Annotated in this window: 16 protein-coding genes and 1 other RNA gene; 11 read left to right on the top strand and 6 right to left on the bottom strand. The window is 55.3% G+C overall.

Features of this window, described 5'->3' with window-relative positions; genetic code table 11:
• The first annotated feature begins 50 nt into the window (after positions 1-50).
• The 7 genes from GIW02_RS08805 (at position 51) to GIW02_RS08775 (ending at position 11947) form a co-directional block, all read left to right on the top strand.
• Positions 51-2861: an FAD-binding and (Fe-S)-binding domain-containing protein gene (locus GIW02_RS08805; protein ID WP_236417448.1), complete on the top strand. Its 2811-nt coding sequence runs from the start codon at positions 51-53 to the stop codon at positions 2859-2861.
• 136 nt (positions 2862-2997) lie between these two features.
• Positions 2998-3276, top strand: a complete 279-nt coding sequence (locus GIW02_RS08800) for a hypothetical protein (protein ID WP_236417450.1) — start codon at positions 2998-3000, stop codon at positions 3274-3276.
• 104 nt (positions 3277-3380) lie between these two features.
• Positions 3381-3777, top strand: a transfer-messenger RNA (tmRNA) gene (gene ssrA, locus GIW02_RS08795).
• A gap of 173 nt (positions 3778-3950) precedes the next feature.
• Positions 3951-5156 (top strand): integrase arm-type DNA-binding domain-containing protein, encoded by a 1206-nt coding sequence (locus GIW02_RS08790; protein WP_236417452.1) that lies wholly within the window; start codon positions 3951-3953, stop codon positions 5154-5156.
• A 140-nt stretch (positions 5157-5296) separates the two neighbouring features.
• Complete coding sequence (locus GIW02_RS08785; protein WP_236417454.1) at positions 5297-10195, top strand: type ISP restriction/modification enzyme; 4899 nt, start codon at positions 5297-5299, stop codon at positions 10193-10195.
• Between the two features lie 481 nt (positions 10196-10676).
• Positions 10677-10892 carry a helix-turn-helix transcriptional regulator gene (locus GIW02_RS08780; RefSeq protein WP_069519582.1) on the top strand — a complete coding sequence of 72 codons (216 nt, stop codon included), beginning with the start codon at positions 10677-10679 and terminating at the stop codon, positions 10890-10892.
• Positions 10892-11947: an ATP-binding protein gene (locus GIW02_RS08775; protein WP_236417887.1), complete on the top strand. Its 1056-nt coding sequence runs from the start codon at positions 10892-10894 to the stop codon at positions 11945-11947. Before GIW02_RS08780 ends, GIW02_RS08775 begins: the two co-directional genes overlap by 1 nt.
• A gap of 178 nt (positions 11948-12125) precedes the next feature.
• Here the strand turns inward: GIW02_RS08775 and GIW02_RS08770 are convergent, their stop codons facing one another.
• Positions 12126-12701 (bottom strand): recombinase family protein, encoded by a 576-nt coding sequence (locus GIW02_RS08770; protein ID WP_017735523.1) that lies wholly within the window; start codon positions 12699-12701, stop codon positions 12126-12128.
• A gap of 226 nt (positions 12702-12927) precedes the next feature.
• On the opposite strand from GIW02_RS08770, the gene GIW02_RS08765 reads away from it, so the two are divergent.
• Both GIW02_RS08765 and GIW02_RS08760 read left to right on the top strand, forming a co-directional pair.
• Positions 12928-13896 carry an integrase gene (locus GIW02_RS08765; RefSeq protein WP_236417889.1) on the top strand — a complete coding sequence of 323 codons (969 nt, stop codon included), beginning with the start codon at positions 12928-12930 and terminating at the stop codon, positions 13894-13896.
• 540 nt (positions 13897-14436) lie between these two features.
• Positions 14437-14802 (top strand): hypothetical protein, encoded by a 366-nt coding sequence (locus GIW02_RS08760; RefSeq protein ID WP_015885944.1) that lies wholly within the window; start codon positions 14437-14439, stop codon positions 14800-14802.
• 379 nt (positions 14803-15181) lie between these two features.
• Here GIW02_RS08760 and mobI read toward each other — a convergent pair whose 3' ends face one another.
• From mobI to GIW02_RS08735, 5 genes are all read right to left on the bottom strand, one after another.
• Positions 15182-15643: a conjugative transfer protein MobI(A/C) gene (mobI, locus tag GIW02_RS08755; RefSeq protein WP_043205920.1), complete on the bottom strand. Its 462-nt coding sequence runs from the start codon at positions 15641-15643 to the stop codon at positions 15182-15184.
• Positions 15644-16232: 589 nt separating this feature from the next.
• The gene (locus GIW02_RS08750; protein ID WP_043205922.1) at positions 16233-17120 is read right to left on the bottom strand and encodes a TIR domain-containing protein; all 888 of its coding nucleotides are present in this window, start codon (positions 17118-17120) and stop codon (positions 16233-16235) included.
• A gap of 179 nt (positions 17121-17299) precedes the next feature.
• The gene (locus tag GIW02_RS08745; protein ID WP_205477941.1) at positions 17300-17677 is read right to left on the bottom strand and encodes a hypothetical protein; all 378 of its coding nucleotides are present in this window, start codon (positions 17675-17677) and stop codon (positions 17300-17302) included.
• 510 nt (positions 17678-18187) lie between these two features.
• Positions 18188-18553, bottom strand: a complete 366-nt coding sequence (locus GIW02_RS08740; protein ID WP_065890171.1) for a hypothetical protein — start codon at positions 18551-18553, stop codon at positions 18188-18190.
• 346 nt (positions 18554-18899) lie between these two features.
• The gene (locus GIW02_RS08735) at positions 18900-19253 is read right to left on the bottom strand and encodes a hypothetical protein (RefSeq protein WP_080567217.1); all 354 of its coding nucleotides are present in this window, start codon (positions 19251-19253) and stop codon (positions 18900-18902) included.
• Positions 19254-19367: 114 nt separating this feature from the next.
• On the opposite strand from GIW02_RS08735, the gene GIW02_RS08730 reads away from it, so the two are divergent.
• A complete protein-coding gene (locus GIW02_RS08730; RefSeq protein WP_236417895.1) occupies positions 19368-20933 on the top strand; it encodes a recombinase family protein in 1566 nt (521 codons plus the stop codon).
• Positions 20930-21844 carry a plasmid partitioning protein RepB C-terminal domain-containing protein gene (locus GIW02_RS08725; RefSeq protein ID WP_043205933.1) on the top strand — a complete coding sequence of 305 codons (915 nt, stop codon included), beginning with the start codon at positions 20930-20932 and terminating at the stop codon, positions 21842-21844. The genes GIW02_RS08730 and GIW02_RS08725 overlap by 4 nt, the downstream gene beginning before the upstream one ends.
• Position 21845: the final 1 nt, after the last annotated feature.

Genomic DNA, 21845 nt, shown 5'->3' with positions numbered 1-21845 from the left:
AGAATCGACGTCGGACACTGCGTCCGGCGTCAGCTATTTCTGGAGGACCGATGAGCCTGCCTGCTGCTTTTCTGAGCGACGTCGTACAGTTGATCCCGAACAATCGGCGTTTCGACGATCCACTTTCCACCCTCGCTTTCGGCACCGACGCCAGCTTTTACAGACTGATCCCACAACTGGTGATCCGTGTGGAATCGGAAGACGAAGTGGTGGCGCTGCTGCAACTGGCCCAGCGTGACCGCGTGCCGGTGACCTTCCGCGCAGCAGGCACCAGCCTGTCCGGGCAAGCCATCAGCGACTCAGTGCTGATCGTGTTGGGCGACAATTGGAATGGCCGGGAGATTCGCGGGCAAGGCACGCAGATCCGCCTGCAACCGGGCGTGATCGGCGCGCAGGCCAACGCTTGGCTCGCGCCGTACGGGCGCAAGATCGGGCCGGACCCGGCTTCCATCAACGCCTGCAAGATCGGCGGCATAGTCGCCAACAATGCCAGCGGCATGTGCTGCGGCACGGCACAAAACACCTACCACACCCTGGCCGGCATTCGCCTGGTCCTGGCTGACGGCAGCCGGCTGGACACGGAAGATGCCATTAGTGTCACGGCGTTTCGTGAACAGCACGGTGCACTGCTCGAACGCCTTGCGACACTGGGTCGAGAGACGCGGGCAAATGCCGAACTGGCGGCCAAAATCCGCCACAAATACCGTCTGAAAAATACCACTGGCCTGTCACTCAATGCCCTGGTGGACTTCGATGAGCCGTTGGATATCCTCAGCCATTTGCTGGTGGGTTCCGAGGGCACGCTGGGGTTCATCAGCGCCGTGACCTACGACACCGTGGTCGACCACCCCAATAAAGCCTCGGCGCTGATTGTGTTCCCCGATGTCGAGACCTGCTGCAATGCGGTCACCGTGCTGAAAACCCAACCCGTCTCGGCTGTTGAGCTGCTGGACCGACGCAGCATGCGCTCGGTGCAGGACAAACCCGGCATGCCTGCTTTCGTACAGCACCTGTCGGAAAATGCCTGCGCGTTGCTGATTGAATCCCGCGCCGCTACGCCTTCACTGCTGCATGAGCAATTGGCGCTGATCATGGCGTCCCTGGCTTGCTTCCCCGTGGAGAAACAAGTCGACTTCACCCAAGACCCGCTGGAAAACGCCCGCCTGTGGGCAATCCGCAAAGACACCTTCCCCGCGGTTGGCGCCGTCCGCAAAACCGGCAGCACGGTGATTATCGAAGACGTCACCTTTCCGGTCGAGCAACTCGCCATCGGCGTGAACCGCTTGATCGAACTGTTCGACAAGCATCACTACGACGAAGCCATCCTTTTCGGACACGCCCTGGAAGGCAATCTGCATTTCGTGTTCACCCAAGGCTTCAACAGCGCGGAAGAAGTCGCACGCTACCAGGCGTTCATGGACGACGTCGCGCAACTGGTGGCGGTGGAATTCGGTGGCTCGCTAAAGGCCGAACACGGCACTGGCCGCAATATGGCGCCCTTTGTCGAGCTGGAATGGGGCAGCGATGCCTATCAATTGATGTGGCAACTCAAGCGCCTGCTGGACCCCAACGGCATTCTCAACCCCGATGTGGTGCTTAGCGAGGACCCGCAGATCCACCTCAAGCACCTCAAGCCGCTGCCTGCGGCCGACGAGCTTGTGGATAAGTGCATCGAGTGTGGTTTCTGCGAACCGGTCTGCCCCTCCAAAGGCCTGACTCTGAGCCCACGCCAGCGCATTGTGATCTGGCGGGATATCCAGGCGAAGCAGCGCGCCGGCGTCGACACCACCGAACTGGAAGCAGCTTTCCACTACCAAGGCATCGAGACGTGCGCGGCCACCGGCCTGTGCGCCCAACGCTGCCCTGTGGGAATCAATACCGGTGACCTGGTGAAAAAGCTGCGCAGTCGTGACGCCGACCGTACGAAAACTGCCGAATGGCTCGCCACCCATTTCGCCACGGCGCTGCAAGGTGCGCGCTTTACCCTGCATGTTGCCAATGGCGCACGCATGCTGCTGGGCGCACCACGCCTGACAAAACTGTCCGCCACGCTGACACGGCTGTCCAAGGGGCAGATCCCGCAGTGGAGCAACGCCATGCCGCAGCCGGAAAAAGCCATTCGCTTCAGCCCGGCCGTGGCCGATGAACGGCCGCGGGTGGTCTACCTCGCGGCCTGCGTCTCACGTGCCATGGGCCCGGCGGCCGTTGATAAGGAGCAGATGTCGCTGTACGACAAGACCCGTAGCCTGCTGGAAAAAGCCGGTTACCAAGTAGCCTTCCCCGACAATCAGGACAACCTGTGCTGCGGCCAGCCTTTCGCCTCCAAGGGCTATGCCGAACAGGCCGAGCACAAGCGTCAGGAACTGATCGGCGCCCTGCTCCACGCCAGCCGTGGCGGCCTCGACCCGATCTACTGCGACACCAGCCCCTGCACCCTGCGCCTGGTGCAAGACCTGGGCGAAACGCGCCTGGATCTCTACGATCCGGTACGCTTCATCCGCACGCACCTGATGGACCGTCTCGACTTTACGCCCCAGGAAGCACCGATCGCCGTGCACGTCACCTGCAGCACCCAGCACCTGGGGGAAAGCCAGGCATTGATCGACCTGGCCCGACGCTGCTCCAACACCGTGGTTATCCCGGAAGGCATCCACTGTTGTGGTTTTGCCGGCGACAAAGGCTTTACCACACCGCAACTCAACGCCCACTCGCTGCGCACTCTCAAGGACGCCGTGCAATATTGCAGCGAAGGCATCTCCACCAGCCGCACCTGCGAGATCGGCCTGAGCCAGCATGGCGGCATTGATTACCACGGCCTGGTGTACCTCGTGGACCGCGTCACCCAGCCCCGCGTGCATTAAACCTGCAAAAAAACAGAACCCCTGCGCGCCAGCGTAGTCATCTGCATAAGCCTCGACGAACGAGGTTCATCAGTGATGTCGCTGGCCGCCGTCGAACGCCAGTAGCGTCGAACCCTTTTGCGCAAGGAGATACCCTATGAAGCGTTCCGCTCTTGCTGGCTTGTTCATTACCGCAGCGATGCTGGCCTCCCCTGTTTTTGCCGCTGGCGAGCCAGACCTGTGCAAAATCAATCTGGACAAAATCAACAACGGCAGAGCCCTGCTCGCCACCGACACCAGTGGCAAAAGCGGCGAGATAGACACTGCCGTGTCCCAAGCCAAGGCCGCTCACGCCGCGGGTGATGACAAGAAGTGCATCGAAATCACCTCCAAGGCCCTGCAGGACCTGCAAAACAGCGACAAAGGCGGCCAATAGGCGCCTTGATCGCGCAGAGCCAACCTCCGGGTTGGCCTTCCGCGAACGTTTGGCGTACACTGCACAGGCTTGTCACTCACTAAGAAACAACGAGTTACAAGCACGGGGCCGTTTAGGATTCGACGCCGGTCGCGAAACTTTAGGTGCATGCCGAGTTGGTAACAGAACTCGTAAATCCACTGTTGCAACTTCTTATAGTTGCCAATGACGAAAACTACGGCCAGGAATTCGCTCTCGCTGCGTAAGCAGCCTTAGCCCTGAGCTTCTGGTACCTTCGGGTCCAGCAATCACCAGGGGATGTCTGTAAACCCAAAGTGATTGTCATATAGAACAGAATCGCCGTGCAGTACGTTGTGGACGAAGCGGCTAAAACTTACACAACTCGCCCAAAGCACCCTGCCCTTCGGGTCGCTGAGGGTTAACTTAATAGAAACGGCTACGCATGTAGTACCGACAGCGGAGTACTGGCGGACGGGGGTTCAAATCCCCCCGGCTCCACCATTTAGTCTTCCCAGGAAGACCCAGAAAAGCCGTAAAGCCCAGAGAAATCAAAGCTTTACGGCTTTTTTCTTGCCCGCGTTTTCCCACCTAATCCCAGGGCATCCCACAGTTGACGGGGGCATATATGGGGGCATAAAACGCTCATCAGCTCGCTCGGAGAGGATGTGCCCCCAATGCCCCTGAAAGACACCAACTGCCGCAACGCCAAGCCCCAGGACAAGCCGTACCGCCTGTATGACGAACAGGGCTTGTACCTAGAAGTACAGCCCAACGGAGGCCGTTACTGGCGCTTGAAGTACCGCTTTCTGGGAAAGGAAAAGCGCTTGGCGCTTGGTGTTTATCCTGAGGTCGGCCTGCAGGAGGCCCGGCGCAAGCGTGATGACGCTCGTGTTCAGCTCGCCGGCGGCCAAGACCCTTCGCTGCAACGGCGTATGGCCAAGGTGGTCAGCCAGCTCGATCACCAACACACCTTTGAATCGGTCGCAAAGCAATGGCTCACTATTCGCGAGTCAACCTGGGATCCGGAGTACACCCGCACGGTGCGGCAGCGCCTTGAGCTCAATGCCCTCCCCTGGCTGGGAAAACTACCGGTCAGCAGCATTAGCACGCCCATGCTGGTCGAAAACCTGCAGCGCATCATCAAGCGCGGTGCTCGTGAGACAGCACGTCGTGTAGCCCAGATCTACAAACAGATTTTCGAGTTCGCCGAAGCTGCCGGTATCACACCACCCAACCAGATTGGCAATCTCTCGCGTACGCTCCCAGCCAAGCGGGTGAAGCACTTTGCCGCCGTGACCGATCCTGAAAAACTCGGCGCACTGCTCAAAGCACTGGATAGCTACACGGGAACACTGCCTGTTTGTTGTGCACTCAAACTGGCCCCGTTGCTGTTCTGCCGGCCCGGTGATCTGCGCCACATGGAGTGGTCGGAGGTCAATCTGGATGCGGGTGAGTGGTTGATTCCCGGCCACAAGATGAAAGGGCTCACTGCCACCAAACAGGATCGGCCGGATCATTTGGTTCCCCTGAGCCAGCAAGCAATCGCTGTTCTGCGCGAGCTGAAACCACTCACCGGCAGACATCGGTACGCCTTCCCCTCGGCACGAGGAGGCGACCGGCCGATGTCCAACAATGCCGTACTCAGCGCGTTACGCCGCATGGACATCAGCGGCGACGAAATGACTGGGCACGGCTTTCGTGCGACAGCGAGAACCATAGGCGCTGAGGTGCTGGGGTTTCGCCCCGATCTTCTGGAGCATCAGCTTGCTCACACGGTAAAAAATCCGCTGGGACGTGCGTACGATCGAACCACCTTCTTGCCGGAGCGGCGTAAAATGATGCAGATCTGGGCCGACTTTTTGGACTCGATAAAACGCTGAATGCAAGCGCCCCCATCAGCCAGCAAGCCTTCAAGCTAATACAAGCACTATCTTATCGCTCCAGTACTGGCTGAATTGCTAAACTGCGCCGATTTGGCGCCTGTAGTGCGCCAGGCGCAGTCCAAAAGGAATTCCTACCGATGTCAGCCTTATCAGCTTTGCTGAATACCTACCGCAGCGCTTCTGTCACCGAACGCGAAAAAGGTACTTATTTCGAAGAGCTGATTTGCACTTACCTCCGCAACGAAGCCACCTACCGCGACCTGTACGACAAGGTATGGACATATGCGGAGTGGGCGAAGGAGCAGGGCCTTAGCGGTAAGGACGCGGGCATCGACCTGGTGGCGCGCACCCAAGGTACCGGCGAGTACCACGCCATCCAGTGTAAGCTGTATGCCGAGGATTACCGCGTTCAGAAGAAGGACATCGACAGCTTCTTCACTGCCTCGGGCAAGGCGCCGTTCTCGCACCGCATCATCGTAGCCACCACCAACAACTGGAGCGAGCACGCCGAGGACGCGTTGCAGGGCCAGCAGCCCCCGGTCAGTAAGATCGACCTGCAAGCCCTGGAAGACAGCCAGATCGACTGGGCCAAGTACCAGCCCAATAAAGCCGTCGCGCTCAAGGCCAAGAAGCAGCTGCGCGAGCACCAGCAAACCGCGCTGAATGCCGTGGCCGCTGGCCTCAAGGACGCCGAACGCGGCAAGCTGATCATGGCCTGCGGCACCGGCAAGACCTTCACCAGCCTGAAAATTGCCGAGCAGCAGGCCGGCAAGGGCAAGCGTGTATTGTTCCTGGTGCCCAGCCTGTCACTGCTATCGCAAACCCTCACCGAGTGGACGCAGGAAAGCGCAACCCCGCTCCACAGCTTTGCCGTCTGCTCCGACAGCGACGTAGGCAAGAAGCGCAAAGCAGAAGATGACGCGGTTCAGGTGTTCACCCATGAGCTGCGCTACCCGGCCACCACCAAAGCGGATCGCCTCGCAGCGGAAATGCTCAAGCGCCACGATGCCGAGCACATGAGCGTAGTGTTCTCCACCTATCACTCCATCGACGTGATCAGCCGTGCCCAGGCTGATCATGGCCTGGCCGCTTTCGACCTGGTGATCTGCGACGAAGCGCACCGCACCACGGGCGCCACCTTTGGCGACGATGACGAAAGCAACTTTGTGCGCGTTCATGATGCCGACTACATCCGCGCCACCAAACGTCTGTACATGACCGCCACGCCTCGCATCTACGGTGACAACGCCAAGCTCAAGGCCGAGTCCGGCGAAGTCACCCTGTGCTCGATGGATGACGAAGCGCTCTACGGCAAAGAGCTGTTCGTCATCAACTTCTCCGAGGCCGTTCAGCGCGGTCTACTCACCGATTACAAGGTGCTGGTACTCACCGTCGAGGAGAGCACCATCAGCCGCCGCCTTCAGGAGATGCTGAAGGACGAGAACAACCAGCTCAAGGTAGACGACGCGGCCAAGATAGTCGGTTGCTGGAAGGCGCTGGCCAAGCAGGGATTGGCCGAAAACTTGGTGGGTGATGATCAGCCCATGAAGCGCGCTGTAGCTTTCTGCCAAGTCATCTCGCCCAACTACAAGGGCACCAAGCACAAGGTCAGCTCGATCAACATCGCCAGCATGTTCCAGTCGGTGGTGGAGGCTTATCAGGAGTCAGAAAACATCGATGAGGCCTCACGCATCATCTGTGAAGCCGCACACGTCGATGGCGGCATGAATGCCAGTGCCAAGGAAGCCAAGCTCAACTGGCTCAAGGAAGAACCACCAGCCAACACCTGCCGCATCCTCAGTAATGTGCGCTGCCTGTCTGAAGGTGTGGACGTACCAGCGCTGGATGCCGTGCTTTTCCTCACCCCGCGTAATTCCCAGGTCGACGTGGTGCAATCCGTTGGCAGGGTAATGCGCAACGCACCGGGTAAGAAGCGTGGCTATGTGGTACTGCCGGTGGTCATTCCTGCCGGTATGGAGCCCCACGAAGCGCTCAACGACAACCAGACCTATAAGGTGGTCTGGCAGGTGCTTCAGGCACTGCGCTCGCACGACGACAGCTTCGACGCCATGGTCAACAAGCTCGATCTGATCGGCTCTGACCCGCGAAAGATGGAAGTCATCGCCATCACCGACAAGGCCGATAAAAAGGCCAAGAAAACCGGCGGAACGAGCAACGGCCAGGCAGGCAAAGGCCAATACGGCATTGGTGAGAAACGCGCTAAGTACGATGTCGAAGGCCAGATTACCCAGCAAGCCGAGCTGGCCTATGAGGTGGGGGAAATCGAGAAGGCCATCTACGCCAAGATCGTCGACAAGTGCGGCAACCGCCACCACTGGGAAGACTGGGCCAACGATATCGCCAAGATCGCCCGCACCCACATCGACCGCATCCAGGGCATTTTGGAGAACCCTGAATACACCCAGGAGAGAGCGACTTTCGAGGCCTTCGCCGCTGAGCTACGCGATGATCTCAACGACAGCATCAGCGACGGCGAGATTGTTGAGATGCTTGCCCAGCACCTGGTAACCAAGCCGGTGTTCGATGCGCTGTTCGACGAGTACAGCTTTGCCAGCCACAACCCCATGTCCAAGGCCATGCAAGGCGTGCTGGACGCGCTTCATGAGCACCACCTCGCCAAGGAAGCCGACACCCTGGAGAAGTTCTACGCCAGCGTGCGTCAGCGTGCAGACGGCATCGACAATGCCCAGGGTAAGCAGAAGATTATCGTCGAGCTGTACGACAAATTCTTCCGCAATGCCTTCCCCAAGATGACCGAGCGCTTGGGTATCGTTTACACCCCAGTCGAGGTGGTGGACTTTATCCTCCACAGCGTCAACCACCTGCTGCAACAGGAGTTCGGCCAGACCCTGGGCAGCAAGGGTGTCCACATCATCGACCCGTTCACCGGCACCGGCACCTTTATCACCCGCCTGATCCAGTCGGGCCTGATCAAGCCGGAGGAGTTGCCGCACAAGTACAAGCACGAAATTCATGCCAACGAGCTGGTGTTGCTGGCCTACTACATTGCAGCCATCAATATCGAAGCTGCCTATCACGGCGAAGTGATCGACGAGTACACCCCGTTTGAAGGCATCTGCCTGACAGACACCTTCCAGATGTACGAGAAGGACGATTTGGTCGACGCCCTGCTGGAGGACAACAGCGCCCGACGAAAGCGGCAGAAGGCGCTGGATATTCGGGTGATAGTGGGCAATCCGCCTTACTCCGTAGGGCAAGGTAGCCAGAACGACAACAATCAGAACGTTGGATACCCTGCGTTAGATCGCCGAATTGAGGGAACCTACGCGCGTCGGTCTGCAATGACTTCTGTCCGCAATCTATACGACAGCTACATCCGCTCTATTCGCTGGGCCAGTGACCGTATTGGTAATGCTGGCGTCATCGGCTTTGTGACCAACGCCGGTTTTTTGGACGCCGCCTCGCAGGATGGAATGCGCAAGTGCCTGGTGGATGAGTTTTCCAGTATCTATGTGTTCCATCTGCGCGGAAATGCTCGTACGTCCGGTGAAGCTCGTCGCAAGGAAAAGGACAATGTTTTTGGCATGGGCAGCCGTGCTCCTATCGCTATCTCGCTGCTGGTCAAGAATCCAGAAGCGAAGGCTCATGGCCAGATCCATTTCCACGATATTGGCGACTATCTGAACCGTGAAGACAAGCTGGAGAAGATCGCCAGCTATGCCAGCGTCGCCGGTATTCAGCAGTGGCAGCATATCACCCCGGATGAGCATGGTGACTGGCTGAAGCAGCGTGATAACAGCTTCAATGAGTTCATCGTTTTGGGTGACAAGAAGGGCGATGCTCCCAAGTTGTTTGAGAGCTTCTCGCTGGGTGTGGCCTCAGGGCGAGATGTTTGGGTTTACAACGCTAGCCAAACCAAGCTGGCAGAAAACATGGCGGATATGATTGGGTTCTACAGCGCCGAATTGGAACGTTTCAACGCTGCTTACACGAAGCTGGATACCAAGGCCCGGCAAGCTCAAGTGGATGGTTTTATCGACACAGATCCCACCTGTATCAGTTGGACGCGCGCTCTGAAGCAGGATCTTGGCAAAGATCGTAGCTATGTCTTCGAGGCCAACTGCTTGGTGCTCGGTCTGTATCGCCCTTTCACCAAGCAATGGCTCTATTTCAACCGTCGTTTCAACGAGATGGTCTACCAGATGCCCCGCATTTTCCCCGATGCCGAAGCGGAGAACCTAGTGATTGGCGTTTCTGCCGCAGGGGAAAAAGTGGCATTCAGTGCGCTGATTTCACGCCATGTGCCTAGCCTTCACTTTGTGGATATCGAAGGTTCGCAGTGCTTTCCTCTTTACCTCTACGACGAAACCGCGCAGTCGTCGAAAGACGATCTCTTTTCCGAGCCAGTTGAAGGGGGATTGCGCCGCCGCGACGCCATCACTGACACAGGATTGGTTCACTTCCAGGCAGCCTATCCCGGCGAGCAGATCAGCAAAGAAGACCTGTTCTACTACGTCTACGGCATCCTTCATTCGCCCGATTACCGCGAGTGCTACGCGGACAACCTGAGCAAAGAGCTACCGCGAATTCCGGCGGTGAAGAAAGCCGTCGATTTCTGGGCGTTCAGTAGGGCTGGCCGTGCCCTGGCCGAGCTTCACCTGAACTACGAAACCGTCGATACCTACCCGCTGACCATCGAGGCCAAGAGCACGCTCACCAACGCCGATTACCGCGTAGAGAAGATGAAATTCGCCAATAAGGGCGATAAAACCACTGTCATCTACAACCACCACATCACCCTCAAGGGCATTCCTGAAGCGGCTTGGGATTACGTGGTCAACGGCAAGTCCGCACTGGACTGGGTGATGGAACGCCAGGCTGTTCGCACCGACAAAGCCAGCGGTATCGTCAACGACGCCAACGACTGGGCCGTGGAAACCATGGGCAACCCCAAGTACCCACTCGAGCTGTTCCAGCGCGTGGTCACCGTCAGCCTGGAGACCCAGAAAATCGTCAAGGCGCTGCCCAAACTCGATATCGGTACAGATCACTAGTTGAGTCCGATAAACGCTGAGCATTCAGTCAACTACTGCCTTGGTTGGGCCACCCCTTACCAACCAAGGCAGAACACCTGCTTATTGCCAGCCCGGCACTCTCATGTTAAATAGTGTCCGTCCCAAGCGATCCATATCGATCCGCAGCGGTCCGCCACGTCGCCCTGGTAACGACGTTAAAAACTTTCGCCTCGTTCGCATCCGCTGAACGGGCAGCACCAACTGCCATTGGTTGATTTGCGTATCTGGTCAGAACACTCGCAGTCCGTTCTGCCCCTAGAGGCCTTAGTGCCCTAGAACTTCTGTAGCCCACAACGACCTCCGACGCTACCGACCATAAATCTCGGAAACGCGCATATACCTATGCGTGTGGCAAATGCCCCTGCTCGCTATATAGCCAGCCGACATCCGTCTTTTACCCTTTTTAGCAGTAGTGCCGGAGGACGCTGCCCCACGCTCCAGAACCTAGGACTCAAAACCTATGGCAATGCACGTTAGCAACTTTGACGACGTCGGCGACGATGACAAGATTCTTCGTTTACGCGATGTCGAAGCAATCGTCGGCCTAAAACGTTCAACGATCTATCGGAAAATATCGGAAGGCCTTTTCCCGCGACAGCGCCTTTTGTGCGGCTCCAGCGTCGGTTGGCGTAATAGCGAAATCCAGGCTTGGATTCGGCAAAGGGAGGCGCTGTAATGCAGCGCCGAACACCTCAACAACCGGGCTGGATGATAGAACTCACAGCAGCGGTCGATATTCCAGTGGAAAAGATCCAGTGGATTTGGCCAGGCTGGCTGCCAAGGGCAAAGCTATCCATTCTTGCCGGCGCAGGTGGGTGCGGCAAAACCACGTTGGCAATATCGCTGGCCGCCAGGCTTAGTAGAGGAGATGACTGGCCAGATGGCAGCACATGTGAGGCCGCAGGCAACGTCGTAATATGGAGCGGCGAGGACGGTATCTCTGACACGATCATTCCTCGCCTTACTGCTGCAGATGCAGACCTAACCCGCGTGCACATTATCGAAGGGCTCAAGGATCAGAGTGGGAACAGGCGACAATTTGATCCTGCAGCCAATTTTGCCCTTTTGAACGAGGCAGCCGCACGGATTGACGGCGTTTCATTGCTGATTTTCGACCCACTGATCAACCTCATTCGGGGGGACATGCACCGAGCAAACGAAGTTCGACAGGGGCTACAAATGGTAGTGGATTTCGCAGAGCGGCATTGTTGCGCTGTCCTCGGCATATCTCACCTCAGCAAAGGTACGTCCCAGTCCTCCGCAGCTAATCGTGTAATCGGTAGCCAGGCATTCTCCGCGCTCGCTCGCACTGTACTGGTGGCAGAGAAGGATCAAAATTCAGAAGCGAGGGTGCTTGTCCGAGCCAAGTCCAACGTTTCCATTGATAACGGAGGAATCGAGTATTTCGTTGAGCCCATCGTTATAGACGAGCAGCTGGAGACAACCTGCATCCGATGGGGAGAGGCCATCGACGGTAGCGCTGAAGCCATTCTCGCTGCTATCGAGCAAACGGGTGACGCCAGACCCACATCAGCTACTCAAGAAGCGCGCAGCTTTCTTGAGGAGACGTTACAAGCTGGGCCTGTTGCAATCAATGCGTTGATGGCTTTAGCTGAAGAACGTTGCATTTCTTCGGCGTCCATTCGCAGAGCCCAGAAACAGCTAGGTATACGTTCACACAAAACAGGTATGCAGGGCGGATGGGCATGGGAGCTTCCCACCGCTCCCTGAAGGCGCTCAACGTACGTCGAAGGTGCTCAATACTCGTGTTGAGCATCTTCGTTTTCATTGAACGCCTTCGACTCGCGAGTCCGGCACACGTAGTACGCCAGAGATATCCTTCACTTGCCTGCTAGGTCATAGCGCCCAAAATTTTCTGGGCAACTTCAGCGGAAAACAACACCACCACTTAAACGACCGCAGATGATTTCGGCGAACCGACGTAGCGGTAAAGCGTTGTTCGAGAAACGCCATACCGTCGGGCAACATCGGTTACCTGTATCTCAGGATCTCTGAGAAGAGCTCGTATCTCACGCACCTGACGATCATCCAGCGCAGGCTTGCGTCCACCTTTTCTCCCACGGGCACGAGCCGCAGCCAGTCCTGCACGAGTTCGTTCTCGAATGAGGTTGCGCTCAAACTCAGCCAGGGCAGCGAACACGTGAAAAATCAGCTTGCCGGCAGCGCTGGTGGTTTCGATTCGTTCAGTTATGGATTCGAAGGCCACCCCTTCCTGCTCCAAGCTACTGACAATCCCAACCAAGTCAGGCAAAGAGCGACCGAGGCGGTCCAGTCGCCAGACAACCAGAGTGTCACCATTACGCAGAGCTTTAAGGCAATGCCCCAGCTCCGGCCTGTCCGCCGACTTGCCGCTCATGGTCTCCTCGTAGACTGTTGAACACCCAGCCAGAGCAAGTGCGTCTCGCTGCAGGTCGAGGTTCTGATCATCAGTCGACACTCGGGCATATCCAATCCGCTTTCCCATACGTTTTTCTCTCGCTGATTTCGGTACAGGAAAAGTGACAGGAAAGCGGTAAATCCCAAGTCCAAAAGATCAGCTGGAATATGTGTGCCGTAAACGACCGTTTACCGGACGGATGCGCTCGTCAATTTCAGGCGCTGAAAGCGACCGAAAACGAACCCCAGAATATTTTTCCTCGCTCAACATTTCCTTCAGCAGCTCAGCACCTGAGCTGAATGGAGGAATGACCATGAAGCAGAGTTTCCACGCACATTTTGATCAGGACTTGACCAAGGTCGGTTCGGCAATTCTCAGGGAGGCAGTCCGGCGCGGGCTTCTCAGTCAGCACGAGGCCATGATCCACGACCAGCAATGGGCGCAGTTTAGTGTTTATGCCAACGAGTCTCATGAGGTAGACATCCTGGAATTCGTCAATAAAAAATTGGTTAGGGAGTACGGGGAAGAGCTCTATAACCAGGCATACCAAGGAAATCTCCCGCTGCAAAGCGTGTCTGGCCTGCTTGAGACTGTATATTCAGTAATGGGCTTCGCAACTAATGGGCGCTGGAAAGGCGCAGCGGCTAACGTCGGTAGCCGTCTTGGCTTTCCAAGCCATGCACGGATTACCGTACCGCGCAGTCTTGACCGTACTAACTTTGAAGCCGCGATGGTGGATATTCAGGCTCTCTACTCAGAGCAGCTAGCAACATTAATCAGGTCAGTTCGATACCTCGGCATGTCATTGCTTGAGGCTTTTTTCTTCGACGCGGAAGATGCTCACAAGGAAGCCGAAGAAGAAAACATCTTTTATGTGTTCAGCAAAGATAAACATGAGCATCGGATCATTAATATCTCTGCCACTGAGCAAATTGTAATTTTGGAGAAGGCCGCGGCATTTCAAAAACTTCAGGGCAGCAGTCAGGCGACGCCAGCAGCTTGGCGTACATGGAAATTAGAGAACCTACCTGCAGCTCAAGAGCTTTTACTTTCTCACGGACTAAACATTGATGATTGTCGCGCGGCATATGCCTGCGAGCTCTACCGGCGATTGTCTGGTCACCACGCTCCGATTCTTGGGGGAAAAGCTCCCTACGATGAGGATCTGGAGGCTCGGAATCACGTCGCCTACGAACTCGGAAATATGCGTATCTGGGAAACTGATGCGTACGTCGGTGCCCGGGCCGACCTGCGGAAGGAAGCCGCTGCTATCAGTCGCTAAGCCATCGCACAGCAGATTTGGGATTAGATCAGACGCCCTTAACCTTGGCAGACCTCGAATCAAAGGAGTCAGGGTATGGATCGCTTTGAGTTGCTTGTATATGCCGTGCTTGCCGTCATCAGTGTGCTGACTATCGCAGGTGCATTTGGCTATATGGTCGCAGCGTATCTGGACAAGAAGCACGGCGACGATTGAGCCTTCAGCGGAGCGACCAGATACCTGCAAAAAACTGTCCGCTGCCATTGGCAGCGGGCGCTTCCCAAATCCATCGGCAAGGCACCCTACCGCTGCGATACGCAGTACTTTCCCAAGCCTATGAGGTCATGGGATGACTTCAGAACGGCTGTCAATTTCCGCAGCCTAACGAAGTTACCGGAGCGCCGAAGCGTATAGATTAGCAACATGCACGCCCTCCATGTGGCGAGCTAGCTTGCCCAGTACGCTAAAACCCGTGCACCGACTCGCAGGCAACATCTGATCTTGGGTTTTTCGAAAGCTACCGGAGAGTGTCTAGCGACCTCATCTATCCGGAACACACGCATGGAATTTCGTCGCCTCGGTAACGGGCTGTACTTCCCACCTATTGCACCAAACGGTCGTGTTTACGCTGTACCTCTTGGGCAGGAAACCCAGGTGGAAATTTTCTGCCTGACCCCAGTAGGCATCATGGGCGCGGGCATCCTATCGCACTGGTCAGAAATCGTTGGTTTTTACTACGACGACGAATCATGGGAGATCATCCCGCGCAATTACTCGGGACGAGGAATGCGCTTCCGCAGAGGCCTATCCTGCATCATGGTGATCGCAGGCAACGAGGCTCTTACGACCCACATCCAGGGCTACCCAATCCCTATCTGCGTAATGAACCGCATTGCATTCGAACAGCAGCGAGGCAGTAAGGGGTAGCGCGTTACCGTCACCACCCGCTGCGCGACACAGGTACCAGTTGGACCGGCACCTACCAATGTTTATTTTATGAAAGTGAAGCCTTTCACTACTAATACAGATCAAAGCTGACCGGCTGACTTGGTCGTAAGCGTCACTGCTAATAGCAAAAACGGCCTACGCGCCCGCCTGCATGGGCCTGATGGCCGACAGCGAGTAGATTTAGCGCCCTACACTGCTTATAGCCCGAACCCGTCGCCTTCCCTGATCAAGCGCAGCAATATATCTCGCCGTAGTTCACTGCTGATACGAGAAAGCCCCGCCAGACCAAGCTGCACGGGGCTTTCGGGATTTACAATCGGGTCAAATCTGTTCGGCACTGCTTATAAATACTCATCCGCTACCCTCCCGAATAGAGGTCGCCATGATTAAGCGCTTGGTATCTAGACAGCTTCTTCTCATAAGCGACCAACGTCCGACGTAGCTGACGATTGTCGCTCGCAACTCTGCGAATCTCAGCAAGCCGCCCCTCAACTTGCAGAACGAGGTGACGGTATGGGTATTCAACAAACTCAAACGAGGAAGCCGGGTATTTATGTTTGCCATTCCCCTTGGCAATAGTCAGGGGCGCGAATTTGTTTTTTTGTCCTTGCAGCGGCACCAGTTTGCACCAGTAGATCGAATACGCATTCGGGCTCACCTGCTTGATTGATACGCCGGCCACAACAGATTTGACCCCGGTCTTTTTGTACAGCTTCATGGACGCATCCACATAGCTTGCTACCAAGCATCTCGCGTCCACAAGCAGCTGCTCGTACTGCTGATCCAACAGGGTGACTATCGTTTGTGCTTCTTTACTCATGGCCAAGGCTCTCATTGCTGTAAGAGCCAAAATGGTGAACGATCGATGAGCACGCGGAATTCGATTTCAGACCGTTCTACCGTCGGAAATCTACCGAAAGTGGGTAGTCTGGCTCAGGCTGTCATCCTACCTAGCGCCAGATGATCGACGGATGACGACATGTCAGTCGCAGAAAAATATAACGTACAAAGGATGCACAATAGATGACGACGGCCGCCTTGACCTGAGCGGGACAATATCTACATGTTCGAAATAGATGATAGTGTGCTGACGTGCATCCCTGCCTAGCTGCAACTGGCCGATTTATACCAGTTACTACGGGCAGAAATCGGCCGATTGTGTTGAAAAAGTCGGCGTTCCCGAAACACTCGAATATTGAGGGATGAAAACACCTCAGTTGCACGCGGCTACGCGAAATCCGAGTCCTGAACCTTCTGCCAAAAATTCAGATTTCAATCTCAGGCGCGTACTTTTCTGGCGCGGAATTCGAAGCCGACTTTTTCAACAGAATCGGCCATAAGCGGTCACCAAACAGGTTTGCTTGCCGCTCATCAATGGAAGGCTGACAAGGAAGAAATTAGAAGCTGGCTTACCCCCGCATGACCTTGTTCCAATCGATCTCATGACCGGCGGCTTCAAGCTCACGGCCCAAGGCTTGTTTCCAGCTATTACCTTCCATGGACTCCCACACCACACCAGCAAAATCACTAGGAATCTCCAGAGTGCCGCGTTTCAACGCACAGACCTTGGCGCGGCCTAAACGGCCCAGAAAATAACCCAACTCCAGCAGGACGTTCTGCCGGGCTCGCGGCTCCGGCTTGCCACCCTTGGCACAACCCTCGTCGTCCGGCGTCAGCAGCACCACGGCAAAATCGACTTGTCCATGTGCTTCGACCTTCTCCATGACCGTACGGCCCTGATTGGCTTGCTCGTGCAAAATGATCGGCTCAAAGCCCAGCTGCATCAAAAATCGAGCCACGGTCTCACGTGCGCCTTCATCATGGCCATGCACTACAAATACGCGGCGTGATAACGCTGGCTTCACATTGTCTAGGTCGGTAGAAGAAACAGGAATCGCCGCATGATCGTGGTCCGCGAGGTCTTCCCTAAGCGTTCGCTGCGCCTCTGCAAGCATTAGGATTGATTGCTGAATATTTTCCTGAGTGCCAGTCACGTAATGATGCCTAAGCGGGTAGTCAGATGAATAATACCCAGGGAAGAAGTGCAGGTTTGCTGCGGATGAGAGGCGGTAATAAACCGAGGTGTTTTCACCAAAGCATCGCTCTAGGGTGTCTTGAATTGACGTTGCGAGGGCGGTCAGTTTTGGTGAGTCTCCCTCACCATTGAGTTCTGATACATCAAAACCTTCCAACTCGGTTATGCGATCTTGAAGGCGTTGAATCCCCCGCTGTATTTGGTCTGGGGTCAATTTCAGTTTGGGAGCGACGGTAGTGGTGGGAGCTTTAGCGCGGGCCATCGGCGTGAGTCCTTTTTGTTTTACATGTGATAAAGGACATTATCACTTATAGGCAAGGATAGCGGTGACTGCCTCGGTTACCTGCCGCATCCATGTAGCGGTCAAAATCTTTCTCCGGAACACTATTTTTTTCCCCATTTTTTCGAACCGCTTGTAACGTAGTCCGATGATCGACTTGCTCACCGCTTCCCATGTCCGAAGCTACCCGGCAGGCGTGCCCACGAGTCGAGCATATCAACACGCTTTGGCGCCTTCTTCTCCTTCGTAGCAACAGGCTTCACCGGCACTTTTGCTTTAAATTTCGCTCCTGCAAACTCTTCCACACTTACCTTAAAGCTCATATGCGTATTGGGAGGTTTCCCGCTCCTTGCGAAGACGGTTCCCACCGGCCCCATTTTGCTTGTTAGCCCAAGGCGTTCACAGATCCATGCTGAAACGAACAGCTTGAAGTCACGACCTTCGAATACATTCACTAATGCACCGAGAAGGGTGTAATCACCATGCTTCTCCGAATGCTCTATACAGTGCGTAAGCGCCTGGCTATACAGGTAGGACATGAGAACCTTTCTTTCGTCGAGAAGTGTTCGTACAGTGCCTTTGCTCAGGGCTACGATTTGTTTATATGAGTCCTTCATACTGCTTCCAGCTCCTGCCGCTCGTGTATTGAAGTCAATTAAACCTAAAAAGCAGGGTTTTGAATCGTCCATTGTTTCGTAGGCAAACCATAACTCAATTTTTGCCAGACGCCACCAGGGCTGATGGTCAGCTTTTGGCCGATAACTGACTTTCTGGTTGGAAAGGCCGAGCTGGAATGGCTGATAGGCAGCTAGTACGCTTGAGTCCCTCTAATGATGGCCATGGCGTTTTCATCGTACTGATAGTCGCCGTAATTACACTCCAAGATCTGCCCTATCTTGGGTTCAAAGTTAATAGCCATCAATCGTCCTTAGAGCTGGATTGCTGCCAGAACTCATGATGCTACAGCGCCACGCATTCCGCGCGAAGGAGTGCTGGGCATATCCATGCGATGGGTTGCTGCGAAGGTTGCGTGAGCGAGTGACGCCCGATTAGCGCCCCATGAGTGGGTAGTGCTCGATGCGACACGGATGCGGGTGGCCGTCGCCCTTGCAAATCCCATCCAGATACCGGTAGTCAATCTGCACCGACTGGCCTTTTCGAGGCCATTGCCGACGCGGGAAGGTGTTCTGGTAATCGGTGGTTTCCGGGGTGAAGGTGACCGTCGAGCCTTGCTGGGGACATTGCGTGGTGGGGGAGGTCGGGGCGACCTTGAGGATCCGCCCCTGCAGCTGTGGGTACGGTTGTTTCAAGACGTTGACGATCTGTACGTCCAGCCGGCAAATCTGCCAGCTCGCCGCGTGGACGGGGCTGCACAGGGTGGTGAGCGCAAGGGCCAGCGCTGCGTATGTTTTCATGGGCTAAATGTCCAGATCCTTGGAACAAGCAACCTGGCAAGGCCCTGAACTTCCGTCAGCTTCTGGCTGACTTAGTCCTTGGCGCCGGGTCAGATGGGGAGTGGTAGCACTATGCCAATTACCCAGCGGCCAATACAAGTCTTATGAATTTGAGAGGGGGCCTATAGGGATATAGGTGTAAGCAATAAGCCAGAATGACTTTAGATATGCAGTCGCATGCTGTGAGCCTTGACTATCGGGCTGAACCAGAACCGCGCCGCCGGTCCGCTTTTGGCCGATTGCTGCCTGTCGTGAGGGGCAGCAAGCGGCCGTCGGGTGTCTACGAAACCCGGGGCGAATCATTGAGCTAGGGCAGCTCATCCGCCACCGACAAACAACAGTCAATTGCAATCACTGCCCGCATTAGATCATTCCTCAATGATGGAAGCGTAGCGCTTATTACTGAGCTGTTTCGCTTGGACATATTTAGGAAAGTTGCCAATACGGCGTCGGAGTGCTGAACCAGACGGGCTAGATGCTCACCACGAGGGCCACAAGTCCCTTTCAGCCAGTTTTTAGCAGTACGTTCGTTTGCATTCGTCCACTTCATCAATGTCTTCACGGCCTGGTGCGTGGAGCCCAACTCACTTTGTAATGCTGCCGCAAGTCCCGACGCATAGTCTTGTTTGTCCGGAAAAATTTTGCCTTTTTTAGGAATCATTTTTCCCCCTCAAATCCTCTATGGTTGAAAGACACCGCTTGCTTAAGTAGCAAGTAGATTGAATGCGTCCCGATGGCGCACTCCCAGTGTGGATGCACGCAGGGGCTATTGCGTATGCGTAGTGGTAAAAGTGCTAAATCAGAACACTCACGCCGAGAACCAGGTTTGGCAGCGGCGTACGTCCGGATGTCCACAGAGCATCAACAGTACTCAACTGAAAACCAGCTCGACACCATCAAGGTTTACGCAGCCGCGCACTCTCTCGAAATCGTCAAAATTTATACCGACGCAGGAAAAAGCGGCCTTCGCCTCGAAGGCCGGGACGCGTTAATTCAACTGTTCAGCGATGTTGAAAGCGATGTTCTTGGTTTTTCGACCATTCTCGTCTACGACGTCAGCCGCTGGGGGCGCTTTCAAGATCCGGACTTGGCCGCCAGCTTCGAGGTCCGTTGCAGACAGGCAGGTGTGTCGGTTCACTACTGCGCGGAGCAATTTTCCAATGATGGCTCGCCCGTATCTAATATCGTCAAAAGTCTGAAGCGCATGATGGCGGGCGAGTACAGCCGGGAATTGTCTGTCAAAGTCTTTGCGGGCCAATCCCGCCTCATACAGTTAGGCTTTCGGCAAGGGGGAATAGCGGGCTACGGGCTTAGGCGTCAATTGGTGGACGCTGCTGGCAACCCTAAAGCAGAACTAGCGCTTGGCGAACACAAAAGCATCCAAACCGACCGTGTGAGACTTATTCCCGGACCACTGGAGGAAGTTGCAACTGTTCATTGGATCTATCAGCGTTTTGTTGAAGCGGGTTACTCAGAGGCCGAGATAGCCCAACAACTGAATAGTCGAGGACTTCAGAATGACCTAGCCAGGCCTTGGACCAAAGGGGGAGTTCATCAAATCCTGACCAACGAAAAATACATCGGCAACAATGTCTGGAACCGGTCCTCCTTCAAACTTAAACAAGAACATGTGAGGAATGATCCCGAACAATGGATACGCGCTGACGGTGTCTTTCCCCCTTTAGTTGACAACATACTATTCGCCGCAGCCCAAGAAATCATCCAGTCGCGCAGCTACCGCATGTCCGACGCCGAAATGTTGGAGAGGCTTAAAAAGCTATACGAGAAAGCGGGTTATTTATCCGGCATGATCATCAACGAGTCTGACGACTGCCCTTCCACCACAGCCTATACATCCCGGTTTGGCAGTCTTCTGCGTACCTACTCGCGCATAGGCTATACCCCTTCGCGGGACTACGGCTATGTCGCCGCCAATCATCAGCTTCGGTTGATGCATCCTCTCCTGCTGGCTCGAACCGTAGAGCATATTCAGCAAGTCGGAGGAAGAGTTGCAATCGACCCAACCAGCGACCTGCTTCTAGTCAACGAAGAGCTTTTGATTTCTCTCGTCCTGTGTCGCTGCCGGCGCGCTGACTCGGGCACGAATCGCTGGAAAATACGCTTCGATCTTGGTCTTTCACCTGATATCACCGTTGCCGTTCGAATGGAGCCAGGGGAAGAAATCGCCCGCGATTACTACATCCTGCCTACCCTTGATATTCAACAACCCAATATTCGTCTGAGCGAGTCAAACGCCTCCAATCTGGAAATCTATCGTTACGACAGCCTCGAAGCACTCGCGCAACTTTCTCGTCGAACGGTCGTGGGGAGAGCCGCATGAATATGCCGCACCATCCTCGTAGCCCACTACATGTTGGGGAAGCAACGACTATCCTAATGGTCAGCCTGGATCGTATCCGCGTCCTCAATCCTCGCGCGCGTAATAAACAAGTGTTTGCCAAACTTGTCGAAAACATTTCGAACCTAGGCCTGAAACGACCGATTACGGTTACCCCAAGCAGCGACCAAGACAACTCTGATTTTTTCGAACTAGTGTGCGGGCAAGGTCGATACGAAGCCTATTGCGCCTTGGGCGAGCGCGAAATTCCCTGTGTCGTCGTCAGTGCCAGTGAAGCCGACCGTTTTCTAATCAGCCTGGTCGAAAACTTGGCCCGCCGTAAGCACACGAACAAGGACCTGCTCTACTCTATTCAAATTCTGTCTGATCGCGGATACACCACCAAACAGATCAGCATGAAGACCAGTCTGGATCCCACTTACATCAACGCAATCCTTCTACTTTTACGTCAAGGAGAAGAGCGGCTCATCTCAGCAGTCGAAAAAGGCTGGTTACCCATCACACTTGCGACAATGGTGGCTAGGTCGAGTGATACGGAAGTACAGGTCGCGATGGTGGAAGCTTATGAAACGGGCCTCTTGAAGGGAGAACAGCTGATTAAGGTGAGACGCCTCATAGATAGGCGTCGATTTTCAGGAAAAAACTACGGTCAAAAGCGATCAGCCACCGAACAATCAACGACGCCTCAAAAACTTTTGAGTACTTATCAGACCGAAGTCAGGCGCCAACGAGTCATGCTCAAAAAGGCCGATATCAATGAGCAGCGAGTATTGATCATCGTTACTGCTATGCGCCGACTGCTGGCCGACGACTATTTCTGCACCCTACTACGCAGCGAAAATATCGCAGACATGCCTAAGTCGCTGGCTGACCGTATTCAAGGAGAGGCGTGAT

The sequence above is a fragment of the Pseudomonas syringae genome, from assembly GCF_021606685.1.
GTDB classification, from domain to species: Bacteria; Pseudomonadota; Gammaproteobacteria; order Pseudomonadales; family Pseudomonadaceae; genus Aquipseudomonas; species Aquipseudomonas syringae_R.
Note: the sequence above shows the minus strand (reverse complement) of the source record. Positions and strands in the feature narration are given on the sequence as shown.